The sequence below is a fragment of the Ruegeria sp. D6 genome, assembly GCF_056534365.1.
In genome coordinates this window covers 1215302-1230488 of record NZ_JBQFPH010000001.1, presented here as the reverse complement: position 1 = coordinate 1230488, position 15187 = coordinate 1215302, and the positions used below count along the sequence as shown (strand labels likewise).

15 protein-coding genes and 1 tRNA gene are annotated in these 15187 nt (G+C 56.1%); 13 read left to right on the top strand and 3 right to left on the bottom strand.

Annotated elements, in window-relative coordinates:
* Positions 1-39 precede the first annotated feature (39 nt).
* The 4 genes from ACR0A1_RS06165 (at position 40) to ACR0A1_RS06150 (ending at position 4596) form a co-directional block, all read left to right on the top strand.
* The gene (locus ACR0A1_RS06165; RefSeq protein ID WP_170393289.1) at positions 40-1074 is read left to right on the top strand and encodes a cysteine synthase A; all 1035 of its coding nucleotides are present in this window, start codon (positions 40-42) and stop codon (positions 1072-1074) included.
* A complete protein-coding gene (locus tag ACR0A1_RS06160) occupies positions 1074-3527 on the top strand; it encodes a DUF3772 domain-containing protein (protein ID WP_170563045.1) in 2454 nt (817 codons plus the stop codon). Before ACR0A1_RS06165 ends, ACR0A1_RS06160 begins: the two co-directional genes overlap by 1 nt.
* A gap of 87 nt (positions 3528-3614) precedes the next feature.
* Positions 3615-4442 (top strand): exonuclease/endonuclease/phosphatase family protein, encoded by an 828-nt coding sequence (locus ACR0A1_RS06155; RefSeq protein ID WP_170645941.1) that lies wholly within the window; start codon positions 3615-3617, stop codon positions 4440-4442.
* A gap of 64 nt (positions 4443-4506) precedes the next feature.
* A tRNA-Ser gene (locus ACR0A1_RS06150) sits at positions 4507-4596 on the top strand.
* Positions 4597-4703: 107 nt separating this feature from the next.
* On the opposite strand, the gene ACR0A1_RS06145 is transcribed toward ACR0A1_RS06150, so the two are convergent.
* On the bottom strand, positions 4704-5582 hold the full coding sequence (locus ACR0A1_RS06145) for a LysR family transcriptional regulator (RefSeq protein ID WP_480866651.1): 879 nt from the start codon (positions 5580-5582) through the stop codon (positions 4704-4706).
* Positions 5583-5678: 96 nt separating this feature from the next.
* On the opposite strand from ACR0A1_RS06145, the gene ACR0A1_RS06140 reads away from it, so the two are divergent.
* Positions 5679-6986 (top strand): aminotransferase class I/II-fold pyridoxal phosphate-dependent enzyme, encoded by a 1308-nt coding sequence (locus tag ACR0A1_RS06140; RefSeq protein WP_480866649.1) that lies wholly within the window; start codon positions 5679-5681, stop codon positions 6984-6986.
* Positions 6987-7044: 58 nt separating this feature from the next.
* Here ACR0A1_RS06140 and ACR0A1_RS06135 read toward each other — a convergent pair whose 3' ends face one another.
* A complete protein-coding gene (locus ACR0A1_RS06135; protein ID WP_170405336.1) occupies positions 7045-7716 on the bottom strand; it encodes a GntR family transcriptional regulator in 672 nt (223 codons plus the stop codon).
* Between the two features lie 128 nt (positions 7717-7844).
* On the opposite strand from ACR0A1_RS06135, the gene ACR0A1_RS06130 reads away from it, so the two are divergent.
* The 5 genes from ACR0A1_RS06130 to ACR0A1_RS06110 all read left to right on the top strand — a co-directional run bounded on the left by ACR0A1_RS06130 (position 7845) and on the right by ACR0A1_RS06110 (position 12043).
* Positions 7845-8789: a class II glutamine amidotransferase domain-containing protein gene (locus ACR0A1_RS06130; protein ID WP_170421277.1), complete on the top strand. Its 945-nt coding sequence runs from the start codon at positions 7845-7847 to the stop codon at positions 8787-8789.
* On the top strand, positions 8786-9499 hold the full coding sequence (locus tag ACR0A1_RS06125) for a GltB/FmdC/FwdC-like GXGXG domain-containing protein (RefSeq protein WP_170405341.1): 714 nt from the start codon (positions 8786-8788) through the stop codon (positions 9497-9499). The genes ACR0A1_RS06130 and ACR0A1_RS06125 overlap by 4 nt, the downstream gene beginning before the upstream one ends.
* Positions 9484-10908, top strand: coding sequence for an FMN-binding glutamate synthase family protein (locus tag ACR0A1_RS06120; RefSeq protein ID WP_170393281.1), 1425 nt, complete (start codon positions 9484-9486; stop codon positions 10906-10908). The genes ACR0A1_RS06125 and ACR0A1_RS06120 overlap by 16 nt, the downstream gene beginning before the upstream one ends.
* Positions 10909-10958: 50 nt before the next feature.
* A complete protein-coding gene (locus ACR0A1_RS06115; RefSeq protein WP_480866647.1) occupies positions 10959-11603 on the top strand; it encodes a type 1 glutamine amidotransferase in 645 nt (214 codons plus the stop codon).
* A gap of 89 nt (positions 11604-11692) precedes the next feature.
* Entirely contained in the window at positions 11693-12043 is a 351-nt protein-coding gene (locus tag ACR0A1_RS06110) for a hypothetical protein (RefSeq protein ID WP_480866645.1), read from the top strand.
* On the opposite strand, the gene ACR0A1_RS06105 is transcribed toward ACR0A1_RS06110, so the two are convergent.
* On the bottom strand, positions 12040-13179 hold the full coding sequence (locus tag ACR0A1_RS06105; protein WP_480866643.1) for an FAD-dependent oxidoreductase: 1140 nt from the start codon (positions 13177-13179) through the stop codon (positions 12040-12042). The genes ACR0A1_RS06110 and ACR0A1_RS06105 overlap by 4 nt on opposite strands.
* A 92-nt stretch (positions 13180-13271) precedes the next feature.
* Between ACR0A1_RS06105 and ACR0A1_RS06100 the strand changes: the two genes are divergently transcribed.
* Genes ACR0A1_RS06100 through ACR0A1_RS06090 form a run of 3 tightly spaced genes read left to right on the top strand, consistent with a single transcriptional unit; the run spans position 13272 to position 15182 of the window.
* Complete coding sequence (locus ACR0A1_RS06100) at positions 13272-14564, top strand: glutamine synthetase family protein (RefSeq protein WP_170405351.1); 1293 nt, start codon at positions 13272-13274, stop codon at positions 14562-14564.
* Entirely contained in the window at positions 14564-14830 is a 267-nt protein-coding gene (locus ACR0A1_RS06095; RefSeq protein WP_170625991.1) for a EutN/CcmL family microcompartment protein, read from the top strand. The genes ACR0A1_RS06100 and ACR0A1_RS06095 overlap by 1 nt, the downstream gene beginning before the upstream one ends.
* A gap of 43 nt (positions 14831-14873) precedes the next feature.
* Positions 14874-15182 (top strand): BMC domain-containing protein, encoded by a 309-nt coding sequence (locus ACR0A1_RS06090; protein ID WP_170393275.1) that lies wholly within the window; start codon positions 14874-14876, stop codon positions 15180-15182.
* Positions 15183-15187 lie beyond the last annotated feature (5 nt).

Sequence of the window (15187 nt, the reverse complement as noted above, 5' to 3'; positions counted from 1 at the left end):
CTGTAAATCTGCTGCAATACCATATGACAAGAGGATGCCATGCGCATTGCACGAGACCTTGCCGACGCTGTCGGTAAAACACCTTTGATCCGGCTGCGTCGCGTCAGCGAAGAAACGGGATGCGAGATTCTCGGCAAGGCCGAATTCATGAACCCGGGTCAGTCCGTCAAAGACCGTGCTGCGTTGTTTATCATCCGCGATGCGATTGCGCGCGGTGATCTGAAACCCGGCGGCACGATTGTTGAGGGCACGGCCGGGAATACCGGCATCGGTCTGGCGCTGGTTGGTGCCTCGATGGGGTTCAAGACGGTGATCGTCATTCCCGAAACCCAATCTGAAGAGAAAAAGGATATGCTCCGCCTGGCGGGGGCTCAGCTTGTGCAGGTGCCTGCGGCGCCGTACCGTAATCCCAACAACTTTGTGCATTATTCGCGCCGGCTGGCCGAGCAGTTGGCTCAAACCGAACCAAATGGCGCGATTTGGGCCAATCAGTTCGACAATGTCGCCAACCGTCAGGCACATGTGGAAACCACTGGTCCCGAAATCTGGGAGCAGACCGGCGGTAAAGTCGATGGCTTCATCTGTGCCGTTGGATCGGGTGGTACTCTGGCCGGGGTGGCCGAAGCGTTGCAGCCCAAGGGTGTCAAGATCGGTTTGGCTGATCCGATGGGGGCGGGGCTCTATTCCTTCTACACCACTGGTGAGATCGCGATGGAGGGAGGTTCTATCGCAGAAGGTATCGGTCAGGTGCGGATTACCAAGAACCTCGAAGGGTTCACACCTGACCATTCCTGGCAGATTACCGATAGCGAAGCGCTGCCCTATATCTTCGATCTGCTGCGCGAAGAGGGTCTGGTGATGGGCGGGTCAACCGCGATCAACATTGCCGGTGCCGTCCGTTTGGCGAAAGAACTGGGGCCAGGGCACACCATTGTTACGATTTTGTGTGACTACGGCACCCGCTATCAATCCAAACTGTTCAATCCTGAATTCCTGCGTGAAAAGGAACTTCCCGTGCCCGATTGGATGACCGATGCGCCGCGCAGTATTCCTGGCGTGTTTGAGGACGTGTGATGCTGCAACAGGTCCGCCTGTGTCTGGTTCTGGTGCTATTCTGCTTGATTGGGTTGGGCGGGATCGCCTCTGCCCAACTTACTGACCGGCAGAGCGAGTATTATCAGGGCTGGGTCAGCACGGCGGACCGGGCGGAATCTGTTATTCGCGCGAACCGTGCATCCAACGCAGCATTAGAGAATTTGCGTTCGGAAATAAATGAGTATCGCGAAGACTTTAACAAAGCCCGAGGTGCCAACACCGATCGTATTCAGACGCTGGAAAGCCAACTCAAGGCGCTTGGCCCAAAGCCGGCTGACGGGGAAAGCGAGGCCGAAGACATTGCCAAGCTGCGCGCGCAACTCGAAACCCAGCTGAACAGTTTGCGTGTTCCCCGCATCATCTCGGAAGAGGCTTTCAGTCGCGCGAATGGGCTGATCAGCGAAATTGATCGGATCGTCCGGGACAGACAAAAGAAAGAGATGCTGAAACGCGGGCCATCGCCGCTCAACCCCGTCTATTGGGGACCAGCCTGGGTCGACATCAAAGAGGCGACGCACAGTCTTATTAACGAAACCATCGAAAACTTGCGCTCTGATGTGGTGCGCGAACAAATCCGCGAGCGCGGTCTTGGCATTCTCGTGCTGTTGGTTGTTTCAGCAGTTCTATTGCTGTTTGGGCGCAAATGGTCCGAGAAAGGCGGCGAATATCTCCGCTCGCTAGGAGGTAGCGGCAGCGGGGTTTGGACCTTTATTGTTTCGCTGTTGCGCATTCTATTGCCTTGGTTGGGCGTGTTGGCGTTGGTCACCGCTGTCGTGCTAACTGGCGTGCTGGGCCTGCGCGGTACACTTTTGTTCCAGCAAATCCCCTATTGGGCCGCGATTATCTTCTATTTTGATTGGATCGGCCGGCAGGTCTATCTGATGGGAGCGGCGCAGAACTTCCAAAGACTGTCCGCAGGCAAAATCAGAGAATTGCGGGTTTATATCGACCTGTTGGCGGTCATGCTTATTCTGCACGAGCTGGCGCAATTGTTCGAGCAGATCGAGAATATCTCGGACGCGACCCGTGCCGTTGTTGGCTTCCCGATCGTTGTGGTATCGGCCCTTCTTTTGCTGCGTGTGCGTCAGGTCCGCCAATCAGAGCCTCAGCAAGAACAGTCAGACCAGGAAGCTACCCGCCGTGGCGCAGGGTTCAGCCAATTGGTCGAGTTCCTGCGGCGCGCCTTGTTCATGCTTGGGATTGCGACTCCGATCTTGGGGGCCTTCGGATACATCAACGCTGCCGAAGCTATCGTATTTCCTGCCATCAAAACGCTGGTTCTGATTGCAGCACTGGTGATCGTGCAGCGATTTATCGGTACAGTGTATGGCTGGCTTTCGGGGCAGGGCGACGCCGCGCGCGATTCACTGTTTTCGGTTCTGGTCGGGTTCGCGCTTGCCATTCTGGCGTTGCCGATATTAGCGCTTTACTGGGGCGCGCGGCAGACGGATCTGCTTGAAGCTTGGTCGCGATTGTTGCTGGGGTTCGATATTGGCGGGGTTACGATTTCACCCAGTAACTTCCTGACGTTCGTTGCCATTTTCGCCATTGGATATACGCTGACCCGTTTGCTGCAAAGCGGGCTGCGCAATTCACTGCTGCCGAAGACCAGCATTGATCCCGGCGGGCAGAATGCCATCGTGTCGGGTACCGGATATGTCGGAATTTTTCTAGCGGCACTGATCGCCATCATGGTTGCCGGTTTTGACCTGTCCTCGCTTGCGATCGTGGCGGGTGCTTTGTCGGTCGGCATCGGTTTCGGTCTTCAGACCATCGTATCGAATTTTGTCTCAGGGATCATCCTGCTGGTTGAGCGTCCTATCTCCAAAGGTGACTGGATCGATGTGAACGGCATGATGGGATATGTGCGCGATATCTCAGTCCGGTCGACGCGGATCGAGACGTTCGACCGGACGGATGTGATCGTTCCGAACTCGGACCTGATCAGTGGGGTGGTTACGAATTACACCCGGGGCAATACGATTGGCCGAGTGATCGTGCCTGTAGGCGTCGCCTATGGTACCGATACCCGCAAGGTCGAAACTATTCTGGGCGAGATCGCAAACGGGCACCCGATGGTTCTGGCCAATCCCGCGCCCAGCGTAGTGTTCCAGGGCTTCGGTGCAGACTCGTTGGATTTCGAAATCCGCGCAATCCTGCGGGATGTGAATTGGGTGCTGTCTGTCAAATCCGACATGAACCACGAGATCAATCGCCGGTTCGTTGAGGAAGGCATCGAGATCCCGTTTGCGCAGCGTGACCTGTGGCTCCGTAACCCTGAGGTGCTGACGGGTCAGTCCGATCCGTCCAATGATGCTTCTGCCGTGGATGACGACCTATCACCCCATGCGCCATCGACAAAACCAGTGGACATGACAGCAGACGATCTGGACGCGGCAGGGGATCAGGACGGCGAGGGCGACAACCACTGAGCGTGATGCGATCGGCATTTTCCCGCAAATGGTTATCGGACTGTTTCATTTTGATGTAGTCTGAAGTCATTTGCAGGAGGAATTTTGATGGTTACATTTTCACACAGCCTCGCGCGTATTGCCGTCTGGAATCTGGCCGGCTTCAATCCAGTAAACACAAGTCTGGGTATTCCGGCCAGCAGTGACCGGGTCACCCATCAAATCGAAGGGCTGGCCCTGCTGGACGCCGAACTGATCACTCTGGTCGAGGTCAGCCCCATCGAACATATCGATCGGTTGGCCTTGGGTCTGGCCGATAAGGGGCTGGACTATCAGGTCAAGATCCTGCCGCAGCCCAACGGCAATATCCATATCGGGTTTCTGCACAAACCGGGGGTCTCGGTGACAGGTTTGCAGCTGATCGACGGCTCGGAAGGTGACGATCCCGGCGGACGTCAGGCCCTGATCGCCGATGTCGAGGTCGGCAAATTCAAGGCCAAGCTGATCGCTGTGCATCTTAAATCCGGACGAGACCGGCCCGAGCAGCAGATACGTGACAGCCAATGCAGGATTATCGGAGACAAGATCGCCGAGATCCGCTCGACCCCCGGTCTGACACAGCGCACGATCCTTCTGATGGGTGATTTCAACATGATCCCAGGTCAGGACGTCAGCAATTTCCACCATCTTGGTGGGGATGACATGATGGACTTTGTTTCGTGCTGGGATCTACAAGACCGATTTTCGCATATTCTGGATAGGGGTCGCGCCAATTTACTGGACGGTTTTGCCGTATCACGCACTTATTCCACCGATTATGTCCGCGGCAGCTTGCGACTGTTTCCTATGCACTGGACCATGAATATGGGGCGCGAGGCGTTCAAGGATGAGGTGTCGGATCATCTGCCATTTGTCGCCAGCTTTCGTATTTTCTGACCCGTCCATTTTTGCGAAAGGGGCCTTGCGCTCGGTTCAGAAATTCGCATAAGTCACCTCTACCGGAGAGGTGGCCGAGTGGTCGAAGGCGCACGCCTGGAAAGTGTGTAGGCGGGAAACCGTCTCCAGGGTTCGAATCCCTGTCTCTCCGCCATATGCCCCATGAAATCTGAGTTGCCTTGCGGTCTATGCGAGACTGTTTTGTGCACGGCTTTCAATGTGAAGCGTCGTGCACAATGCACCGGATTGATGAGATTTGAATCAATCTGACAACAAGGCGATGACTTGATCGGTCTCGGGTCTTCGTCGCGATGCCACCGGCACTTGAACCGCTAGAGCACGCCCTGTCGGGCAGGATTGCGCGTGGGCCGTTACGAGTACACCAGATTTCAATGGCTCTTCGAGTAAGCATAGGTGCCCCATTAGCACGCCAGCTGCGGCCTTGGCCTCTTCCACGGCAAGGCTGTAAAGCGAAAACTGCGGACCAGTTTTGATATCTGGGACCTCACAACCTGTGCTTCGCGACCATGTGGACCAATCGCTGCTCCACGTCTGATCGTGCAACAAGGGAGTGCCTTGAAACCCATTGTTGCCGGTCACCCGATCCAGCAGAGCAGGCGCGCAAACCGGTTGGGTTTCATCCTCGCACAGCACAATTTGGTCAGGTGCTTCGTCCAAGGTCGCGAAGAAGATCGCCAAATCGAACATCTCACGCGACAGGCTGGGTGGTGTTTCCAGCGCCGTGACCGAAAAATTGATATGCGGAAAACACTCTCTGATCCGGCGCAATCGTTTGGGCAACCAGAGTTGGGCAACAGCAGGCAAAGCGGCGATGTGAAAATCGGCATTTGGTTTAAGGTTTCGCAAGGCCCGAGCGGCATCGCCCATCTGATCAAAGGCTGTGGTGAAGACAGCGACAAGTGATTGACCTTGGGGCGTCAGTTCAACCCCTTGCGCGTTGCGGCGAAACAGCGGCGCACCTGCCCAACCCTCCAACGCCTTTACATGCTGTGAGATCGCACCCGGAGAAACGTTCAGCTCTTCCGCCGCCGCGACAAAGCTGACGTGACGCGCCGCGGCCTCGAACGCCCTCATTGCGTTTAGCGGAGGTCCCTTGGGGCGTTTGGGGGCGACACTCATTGATCTAGCCTTAGTTTTTCTACGCCAAGAAATAACAATTCTGCTTTGCGGTGTCACGCGAAAGCCGCCAAACTGCAAAAAACAGGAGGATGTCAGATGACACTTGTACAAAGAGACTGGGTGCCTGCTGCAAGCGAAACCCTGATTCAGGATATCGCGACCAAGGCCGCATCGACGTCGTCTGGCGATTTGCTGGCCCGAATCGAGAATCTGGCAGAGGAAAACCGGCGCATTCACGAAAAAGAGTGCTTCAATCTCAACCCGGCGACAAATGTCATGAACCCAAGGGCCGAGGCACTTTTGTCGTCAGGCATCGGGTCCAGACCATCGCTGGGATATCCCGGTGACAAATATGAAATGGGGTTGGAGGCGATCGAAGAGATCGAAGTCATCGCAGCAGAGTTGTGTGCCGATGTTTTCGACGCGCAATTCGCCGAGGTTCGCGTGCCTTCGGGCGCAATTGCCAACCTCTATGGTTTTATGGCGACCTGCAAACCCGGTGATGCGATAATCGCTCCGCCAGCATCGATAGGTGGCCATGTGACTCACCATTTGGCGGGGTGTGCGGGGCTGTTTGGTCTGCGCACTATTGAGGCCCCCGTCAATGCGGATGGGTATACCGTTGATCTGGAACGCTTGAGGGCATTGGCGAAGACCGAATGCCCCAAGTTGATTACGATAGGCGGCAGTCTGAATCTGTTTGAGCATCCTGTCGCCGAGGTGCGTGCCATAGCAGATGAAGTTGGCGCACAGGTCATGTTCGACGCCGCCCATCAGTGCGGTATCATCGCCGGGCGCGCATGGTCCAACCCGCTGAAGGAGGGGGCGCATTTCATGACCATGAGTACTTACAAAAGCTTAGGCGGACCGGCCGGGGGGCTGATTGTGTCGAACGATGCAGAAATCGCCCGGTCGCTGGATGCAATTGCTTTCCCCGGCATGACAGCCAACTTTGATGCAGCCAAAACGGCTGCACTTGCCGTCACGATGCTGGATTGGAAAGAGTTCGGCTCAGCCTATGCAGATGAGATGATTGCGATGTCCAAAGCACTTGCTGCCGCGTTGGATGCGCAAGGTGTTCCGGTCTTCGCGGGTGGAGAGGGTTTCACCAAATCGCATCAATTCGCGGTACTGGCAGCGCCGTATGGTGGCGGTCAGACTGCCTCCAAACTGCTTCGTAAATCCGGGTTTCTGGCATGTGGCATCGGATTGCCAGTTGAGCCGGTGGAAGGCGACATGAATGGCCTACGGATCGGCACGCCCGAGCTGGTCCGGTGGGGTATGACAGCGGGAGATGCAGAGCGTCTGGCAGAACTGATCCGACGTGGCTTGAGCGGTGAATCCGTTCTATCCGAGGTATCTGGATGGCGCGGTGAGTTCGACAGGTTGCATTTTGTGATTTGAACCAGTTGCGGCCAATCAGGTCACAGGCCCTGATTGGCCGCTCGATCAGAAACGCGGTTTAGCCGTTATCCGCTTCTTTCAGACCTTCGATCTGAAGGTCGAAACCTTCCTGAATGTGGCTGGTGAAAGTTTCCAGCGCTTCGGTGACATCACCCGTCGCAATCGCGTCAACGAGCGTCAGGTGGTTTCCGAGCGATTTGGATATATCAACGTTCTCAATTGCTGAAAACAGATGGAACGCCATCGCTTTGCCCCAGATCATATCGAACATGTCGATAAGAAATTTGTTGCCCGCCTCAACCATGAAGGCACGATGAATGCGTCGGTTTGCGATAAAATAGTCTCGTGTCGTTGGCTGGCTCAGATCTTCTTCGCGACGAATGAGTTCGCGCAATCGATCAAGAACCTCTGGTTCAGCGTGTACCGCAAGTATGCGTGCGGCTTGACCTTCGATGGCTGCGCGTGCCTGGTATAGTTGCCGAACCTCGGTCTGGTCCATGCGCGCCAGTCGAAATCCGCCGCTGGCGGCCACTTCCAACACGCCTTCAGTCTCCAACCGCATGAGCGCTTCGCGTACAGGCGTCCTGCTGATGTTCAACTCGGCGGCCAGCTTTTCCTGCACCAGCCGATCTTCACCGGTGATCTCGCGACTCATGATGGCTTCGACCAGTTGGTCATAGACCTCGTCCGCCAGGCGTCTGCGTTGTGTTTTGATTTGTTTCAGAGCCACTCGGAGCCTCTCTTTCTGTCCTTCATGAATTCTGTATTCAATAAAACAACTGCTGCCAAGGCGAATGGGGTTGCTATTGTTCGTGTACTGTATACAGTATACAGGAAAGAATGAACAGGGAGCTCTTCATGTGTGGAATCGCTGGTAGAATACTGGCCGCGCCCGGGAAGGTTGGGGCGGATCTTGTTGACCTGATGGATGCGCAGGAACATCGAGGCGCCGACAGCACTGGCTTCGCCGTTTATGGTTTGCCACGAGAAACGGGATACGTTTTACGCGGAATGGGATTCGACAAGTCTCAACAGGATGCGGATCTCTCCGCGTTTGAAACGATATTGCGTGAACACGGAAGCAGCTTTCTGTCTGACCCCCAAATCGTAACGGACCAAAGTCGTCACTATTGCTTTCGGATGGAAATTTCAGACCCAAGGAATCTTCAAGCCTGGGTCGCGGACGCGGATGAGCTGACAGACCGCATTGAAGTTCAATCCTGCGGCCGCAGTCTTGAGATCATTAAGGATATTGGCGGTGCCGAAGCCGTGGCCGAAAAGCACGGAGTTCGCGATATGATAGGAACACATGGGCTGGGGCATGCACGGCTTGCTACGGAAAGTTCGGTATTGCCTAACGCATCGCATCCGTTCTGGGCGCGCCCATTTTCGGATGTCGCGATCGTACATAACGGGCAGATCACCGATTACTTCACCTGGCGCGATAAGCTGACCCGAATGGGTTATCGGTTCTTGACTGAGAATGACAGCGAGTTGATTGCCGTCTGGGTCAGCGACCAGATGAAGGCGGGCCTGACCATGGAGCAGGCGCTAAAGAAGTCCATTACCTCTATCGATGGTGTGTTTACCTACATGATCGCAACGCCAAACGGGATTGGGTTTGCCAAAGACCGATTTGCAATGAAGCCTCTGGTCGTCGTCAACCGCAATGGCGATCTGGCGGCTGCGACCGAAGAACAAGCGGTCCGCCGGGTGATGACCGAGGAATGCGATGTGATCAACTACGACGGCCCGTCGCTGACCGGTATCTGGGGCGTCGGAAACCGGAGTTTGGCGGCATGAATGAGGTGGCTGCAAAGATGGATGAGATCGTCATCGAAGTCGGCAAGCGACATATCCGCGAGGTCAATCGTGAGATAATGGAAGCCTGCACAATGGGTCGGCCGATCCGCGTAGTAGATACGCTGTCTCGTCATAATTTGGGCGTGGGTCTGCCAGACAATGTGGATATCACTTTCGAGGGGTCGGTTGGTTATTACTGCGGCGGTCTCAACACCGGGGCGAAAATCACTATCGAACGCAACTGCGGCTGGGCCGTTGGCGAAGGTATGGCCAAAGGGCACATCACTGTCGGTGGCTATGCCGGTATGTCCTGTGGTGCTGCGATGATCGGCGGCACGATCCATGTCAAAGGCGATGCGGGCCCAAGGGTCGGCGTTGCGATGAAAGGTGGAAACATCGTCGTCGAAGGAAAGATTGGCTATCAGTCCGGCTTCATGGCGCATTCCGGTCGGATCATAGCGCTTGGCGGAGCGGGGGAATCCTGTGCTGATGCGCTTTGGGAAGGTGAGGTCTGGGTAGCTGGCGAGGTCGACAGCCTGGGTGTGGATGTCGACGTGATCGAACCGACTGCTGAAGAAGTGGCCGAGGTCGATGCGATCCTCGACCCGCTCGGGCTTGTCGACAGTTCGCGAAATTGGCGCAAAATGGTTTCGGGCCAGCGTCTTTGGTATTTTGAAAGCAGGGACGCAAGCGCATGGCTCATGATCTGAGTAAACCTTACGAATATCCGTTCGACGTTGCCTCGGAAGAGGAAATCAGGTTCCGCGATGCGGGAGCGATCGACGGCCGCCCGGCTGGCGTTCCTTCGTCGTATGATGAAGGAGGTTCGACCCGCTGGACACCCGAGGCGATCTCGGAAGTTCACGCGCTGGCGCAGCTTGGGCGCTATCAGGTACGTGGATACAACACGTTCAACAAGCAATTGCCGACCTTTGATGATCTGACATTCGTTCCTGCAACGATGACCCGCCTGCCGCTGGAAGGCTATCGCGAGAATTGCGATACGACGACCGTACTGGGTGGAGGGCGCGGCCTTGTGGAGCGCCCGCTTGAATTGAAGATCCCGATCTACATCGCTTCAATGTCCTTTGGTGCTTTGTCGGCATCGGCCAAGGCATCGCTGGGTTATGGGGCCTCGAAAGTAGGAACCATGACTTGCACGGGTGAGGGTGGCATGCTGGAAGAGGAGCGCGAAGCCTCCCAACGCCTGCTCTATCAGATGTCACCCGCGCGGTATGGTGTGGATCTGGATCATCTGCGCCGCGCGGATGCCTTGGAACTTGTCGTGGGGCAGGGTGCGAAACCCGGAACCGGGGGTCTGTTGCTGGGTATGAAGGTCAGCCCGCGCGTCAGCCAGATGCGAACTTTGCCCGAAGGCGTGGATCAGCGATCTACGATCCGCCATCCAGATTTTCTCGGCGCTGATGATTTGGCAGTGAAGATTGAAGAATTGCGCATCGCCACCAACTATCAGGTGCCGATCTTCATCAAGATGGGTGCGACACGTCCCCGGTTTGACGTGGCAGTTGCCGCCAAAGCGGGTGCTGATGTTGTAGTAGTTGATGGTGCCGAAGGTGGTACCGGCGCGTCTCCGGAGTTGTTGTTAAACCATACCGGTATCCCGACGATGAGCGCCATTCGCGCTGCGCGTGAAGCATTAGACGAATGCGGCATGACCGGCAAAGTCTCTCTGGTCGCTGCCGGTGGCATTCGGTCCGGTGTGGACGCGGCGAAGTGTCTGGCCCTCGGTGCTGACGCTGTGATGATCGGCAACGCGGCCATGGTTGCGCTAGGGTGCAACAGTCCGCGCTATCTCGAAGATTACGCGGCCTTGGGAACATCCCCAGGTGCCTGCCACCATTGTCACACAGGTCGCTGCCCGGTCGGGATTGCGACGCAGGATGAAAGTCTCGAAGCTCGTATGAACCCGAATGCAGGGGCAGAGCGCATTGCGCGCTATTTGACGGCCATGACCATGGAGATTACAGCGCTTGCGAAAGCCTGCGGAAAGTCCTCGGTACACAATCTGGAAACCGAAGACTTGCGTGCGCTTAGTTTTCAAGCGTCAGCTTTCACTGGGGTGAAAATGGCTGGAATTGACAGGGCTTTTGACTGGTGAAAATCGCAGTTCTTGAGTTGACTAGCCACCCGCTGCCATTGTTGGAGGGAATGCCGCGGACTTCACAGCAGATTCAGGAGTGGATCGCCCCACACCTACCGGAAGCCGAGTTCGTAGTAGTAGGGGTTGTTGATGGAGAACCGCTCCCGGACGAGAGCGATTTCGACGGTGCTATAGTCGGCGGATCTGAATTTGGCGTTTATGATGACACGGATTGGATGCAGCCGCTACGTGCCTTCCTGGACCGTTGTCGAGAAATCCGAATTCCAGTCTTTGGTATCTGTTTCGGACATCAGATCATGGCTGACGTCTATGGTGGTCGGGCCGAGAAAGTCGAGGTAGGCAATGTCGTTGGTGCACGGCCCTTCAACTATGGCGGAGATAGCGTGGATGCATATGTCTGGCATCAGGATCAGGTAACAAGCATTCCGGACTCGGCTCGGGTGACCGGATCAGCGGGCCACTGTCCAGTTGGTGCACTAGATTATGATTTTCCTGCCCGCTCTGTTCAGTTTCATCCCGAATACAAGGCGCATCACTTGCGCGATCTGTTCACTAGAGGTCGAGAGGTGCTTTTGTCAGCTACGGAGGCGGATGATGGGATGTCCTCGATCAACACGGCAAAGGTGCCGGACGATATTGCAGCGCTTCAAGCAGTAGAGCTTTTTCGCGGTGCATACGTCCCTGAACAATAAGCGTTTGAGCGAACGGCTCTTGATCCTAATCAAGTCCAGCCAAGCCGCATTTTGTATACTGTATACGCAATCGGTTGGGAGATTTGGCAATGACGGGATACAAGGATTTCTTTGAGAGGATTGCGCGGATTGTGAATGCTCCACGCGAGGGAAGTATCAGCGATCTGGAGCTATCGGATCTCGGCCTGTCCCGCGCTGACTTGGCCATGTTGCGCTCTGGCGCGCCCAACGCGCGAGAGCGTATACTCTCGATGGCTAGTCAGTTTGGCCTGAGTGAAGATGATCTTAATGCCCATCCTGAGCTTGGCCTTGAGTTGGCGGAAAAATGTGGACATTGTCGCCAAGCAAAGACCTGCCGAGATGCAATTCGATCAGGCGTTCGCCTGCCTCAGGAAAAGTGCCCGAATTCAGGACTCTATGTGGCGCTTTCAGAAGGTTAACGCCCGCTTGGACTTTCTTTTGGGCTCAGTTTTCTTCGACCAGTGATCTTGAAACGATCAGCCGTTCCGAAATCCTTCATTCCAACACCTGCCGCAAACTCTGCAAAAACCGGCGCGTGTTTGAACAGATGTCCCGAGCAGCCTCCGGCGAACAGCACGTTTTCATGCTCGGGGTGCCAGTCGACAATAAAGTGCGTGTCAGGTGTCAGGATGATCTGGTTGAATTTGGAATCCACCACCCGCTCACCTTCAAGGCCCGGAAGACGATGACGGATGTAGCTGCGAGTGCGTCCTAGCGTTTCCTGTCGGATCAGCCTTTCGTCATTGTCTAAGTCGATCTTGTCCGGAATTACGACCGCGGCTTTCACGCCTGAACCTTCGGATGAGGGTAGCCCGAATGAGCCCTGACCATGATCGATCCAGCAGGGCATCTGGCTCATATCGAACTCCTCGGACCCATCTGGCGTTGAGGTATAGAGGACATTCACACCAACCACCGTCGATATCGGCTTGATCGTCCTGGGGAACATGTCCGCCATCCAGGGACCGGTCGAGACAATGATAAGATCGGCCTCAAGCGGCTTTCCATCCAGCATTGGGCGCTCTGATCCATCGGTGGTCACGCGACCGCGCTGTACGATCCCGCCCGCTCGACGAAACAGCTCAAGCCCGGTCAGGACGCAGCGATGCGCCATCAGCATTCCGGCTTCGGGTTCGAACAGGGCGTATTCGATGTCAGGAACGCGAAACTGCGGAAATCGCGATTCGATGTCCTGCCGCCCGAACTTGTAGTAGGGCACACCAACGCGGTCGAAGGTTTCGGCTGTGGCATTCTCCCAGTCGCAATGACCGCCTGTTGCAAGAATCAGCGCACCGCATTCATACATCAGGTTCTGGCCGCTCTCGGCTTGCAGTTCCAGCCAGCGCAGGCGGCTTTCGCGGGCCCAACGTGTATAGAACTCATCCCGCCCGGAAATCGCACGGATGACACGGTTGTAATCCGTTGAAGATGCACGGGAATGTCCCGGTTCCCAGCGATCTATCAAAGTCACTGCCTCACCACGTCGTTGCAGTGTAAGCGCCGTCATGACGCCGACGATGCCGCCTCCGACAACGATGACCGAGTTCTTGGACATGATGCAGATTTTCCTTGTTTATCGATTGTCTTTGTGAATACTGTATACAGAATACAACAATTATAAAGCCAAAAAACAGGGAGAGCGCATCAATGAGTTCGGGATTTGATCTGCCCGAAGGTACGCACACCGTCATACTCGGTGTGGGTGACCTCAACGGCATCATGCGCGGCAAGCGCATTCCGGCCAGCCACTGGGACCACGTCTGCAAAAGCGGCAATGCGCTGTCGATTGCATTGATGGCGATCGATATGACGTGCGACGTCTGGGATACGCCTTATGTCAATTTCGACAACGGCTACCCCGATATGCACGTCTTCCCAATGACCCAGCCCGTCGCTGTGCCGTGGGAGCCAGGCGTCGCTGTTTGTTTTGGTCGGGCGGAAGGTATGGACCACAAGCCTGTACCGATCGATCCGCGTCAGGCGTTGGTGCGTCAGGTTGAACGGGCCCGCGAAATGGGGTTCGAGGTCAATGTCGGCACTGAACTTGAATTCTATCTACTGGATCCGGAGACCGGACAGCCGCGCGATAGCGGGATTCAGGTCTACGGTCTGGGCCGCGCCGCGCGTATGGAGCACATCGTTGGACCGATCCGTCAGCAGATCAACGAGTGCGGTATCCCAATCGAGCAATCGAACCCCGAATACGCTGCGGGTCAGATTGAGGTGAATATCCGTTACGGCGAAGCGCTGGCAGCGGCAGATCGTGTCGTCTTGTTTAAGTCGCTGATCCGCCAGCTGGGCATCGCCCACGGCTATCTGGCAACCTTCATGCCAAAACCGTTCTTCGATCAGTCCGGCAACGGCTTCCACACACACTACTCGCTTTGGAAAGACGGCAAGAACGTCTTTGCCGATAACGGCAAGATAAACGATACCGGCAAATCCTTCATCGCCGGGCTCCAACAACGCATGTGCGAAACGGCAATCTGTGGCAGTGGCACCGTCAATGGTTATCGACGCCGTCAGCCTTATACTTTCTGCCCGATCAACACGAGCTGGGGTTATGACAACCGGACCGTTGGTATTCGGGTCATTGAGGGATCCGACAGCGCGGTGCGCGTAGAAAAACGTGACGCTGGTGCAGATGCCAATCCCTACCTTCTGCTGGCAGCCGAGATAGCAGCGGGGCTGGACGGGATCGAGCAGGGCCTGGCTCCGTCAGAACCGACAACCGGCAACGGTTACGAAGAAGGGATCGGCGATCCGATCCCAACCGACTTGCCAACGGCGATCGAACTGGCGCGAGGATCCGAATGGCTTCGCGATCTCATGGGCGAAATGCTGTGGGAGTTGGTTCTGCAGCAGGCTGAGCGCGAGCTTGAATTCTTCAATCAACAGGTCACTCCGGTTGAGTTGGACCGTTACCTGAGGACCTTCTGATGCATTTGGGCAAGGTCGTCGGGACCGTCACAGCCACGGCCAAAGACGCAAAACTGGTTGGTACGAAACTGCTGGTGACGGATTTGGTCGATAGCAAAGGCAAGGTGATCGAACCGGCGCGGGTCGCCGTCGACACCTGCGGTGCCGGGGTGGGGGATACGGTTCTGCTGGTCAACGGCTCGGCGGCGCGTATGGCCGCCGGTCTGTCCACCGCGCCCGTCGATCTGGCGATCATCGCGATTGTGGATAGCGTGTCCACGACCTGAACCAAGAACACCAAACATCTAAATTTCTTTGGAGGAACGAAAAATGGCGAAACCAGTGGCGGGGCAAATGGCCCTGGGCATGATCGAAACGCGCGGACTGGTCGGCGCGATCGAAGCGGCAGATGCGATGGTCAAGGCGGCCAGCGTTTCGATTGTCGGCCAAACCAAGGCTGGCGGAGGCCTAGTCACCACCCTTGTGCGTGGTGAAGTCGGCGCAGTCAAAGCCGCCGCGGATGCCGGTGCGACAGCGGCAAACAAAGTGGGTGAAGTCGTATCCGTCCACGTGATCGCGCGCCCACATGATGAACTTGAGGCCATAATCGACAGCCTTGGTGCTGGCTCTGCGGCTTAATCCGT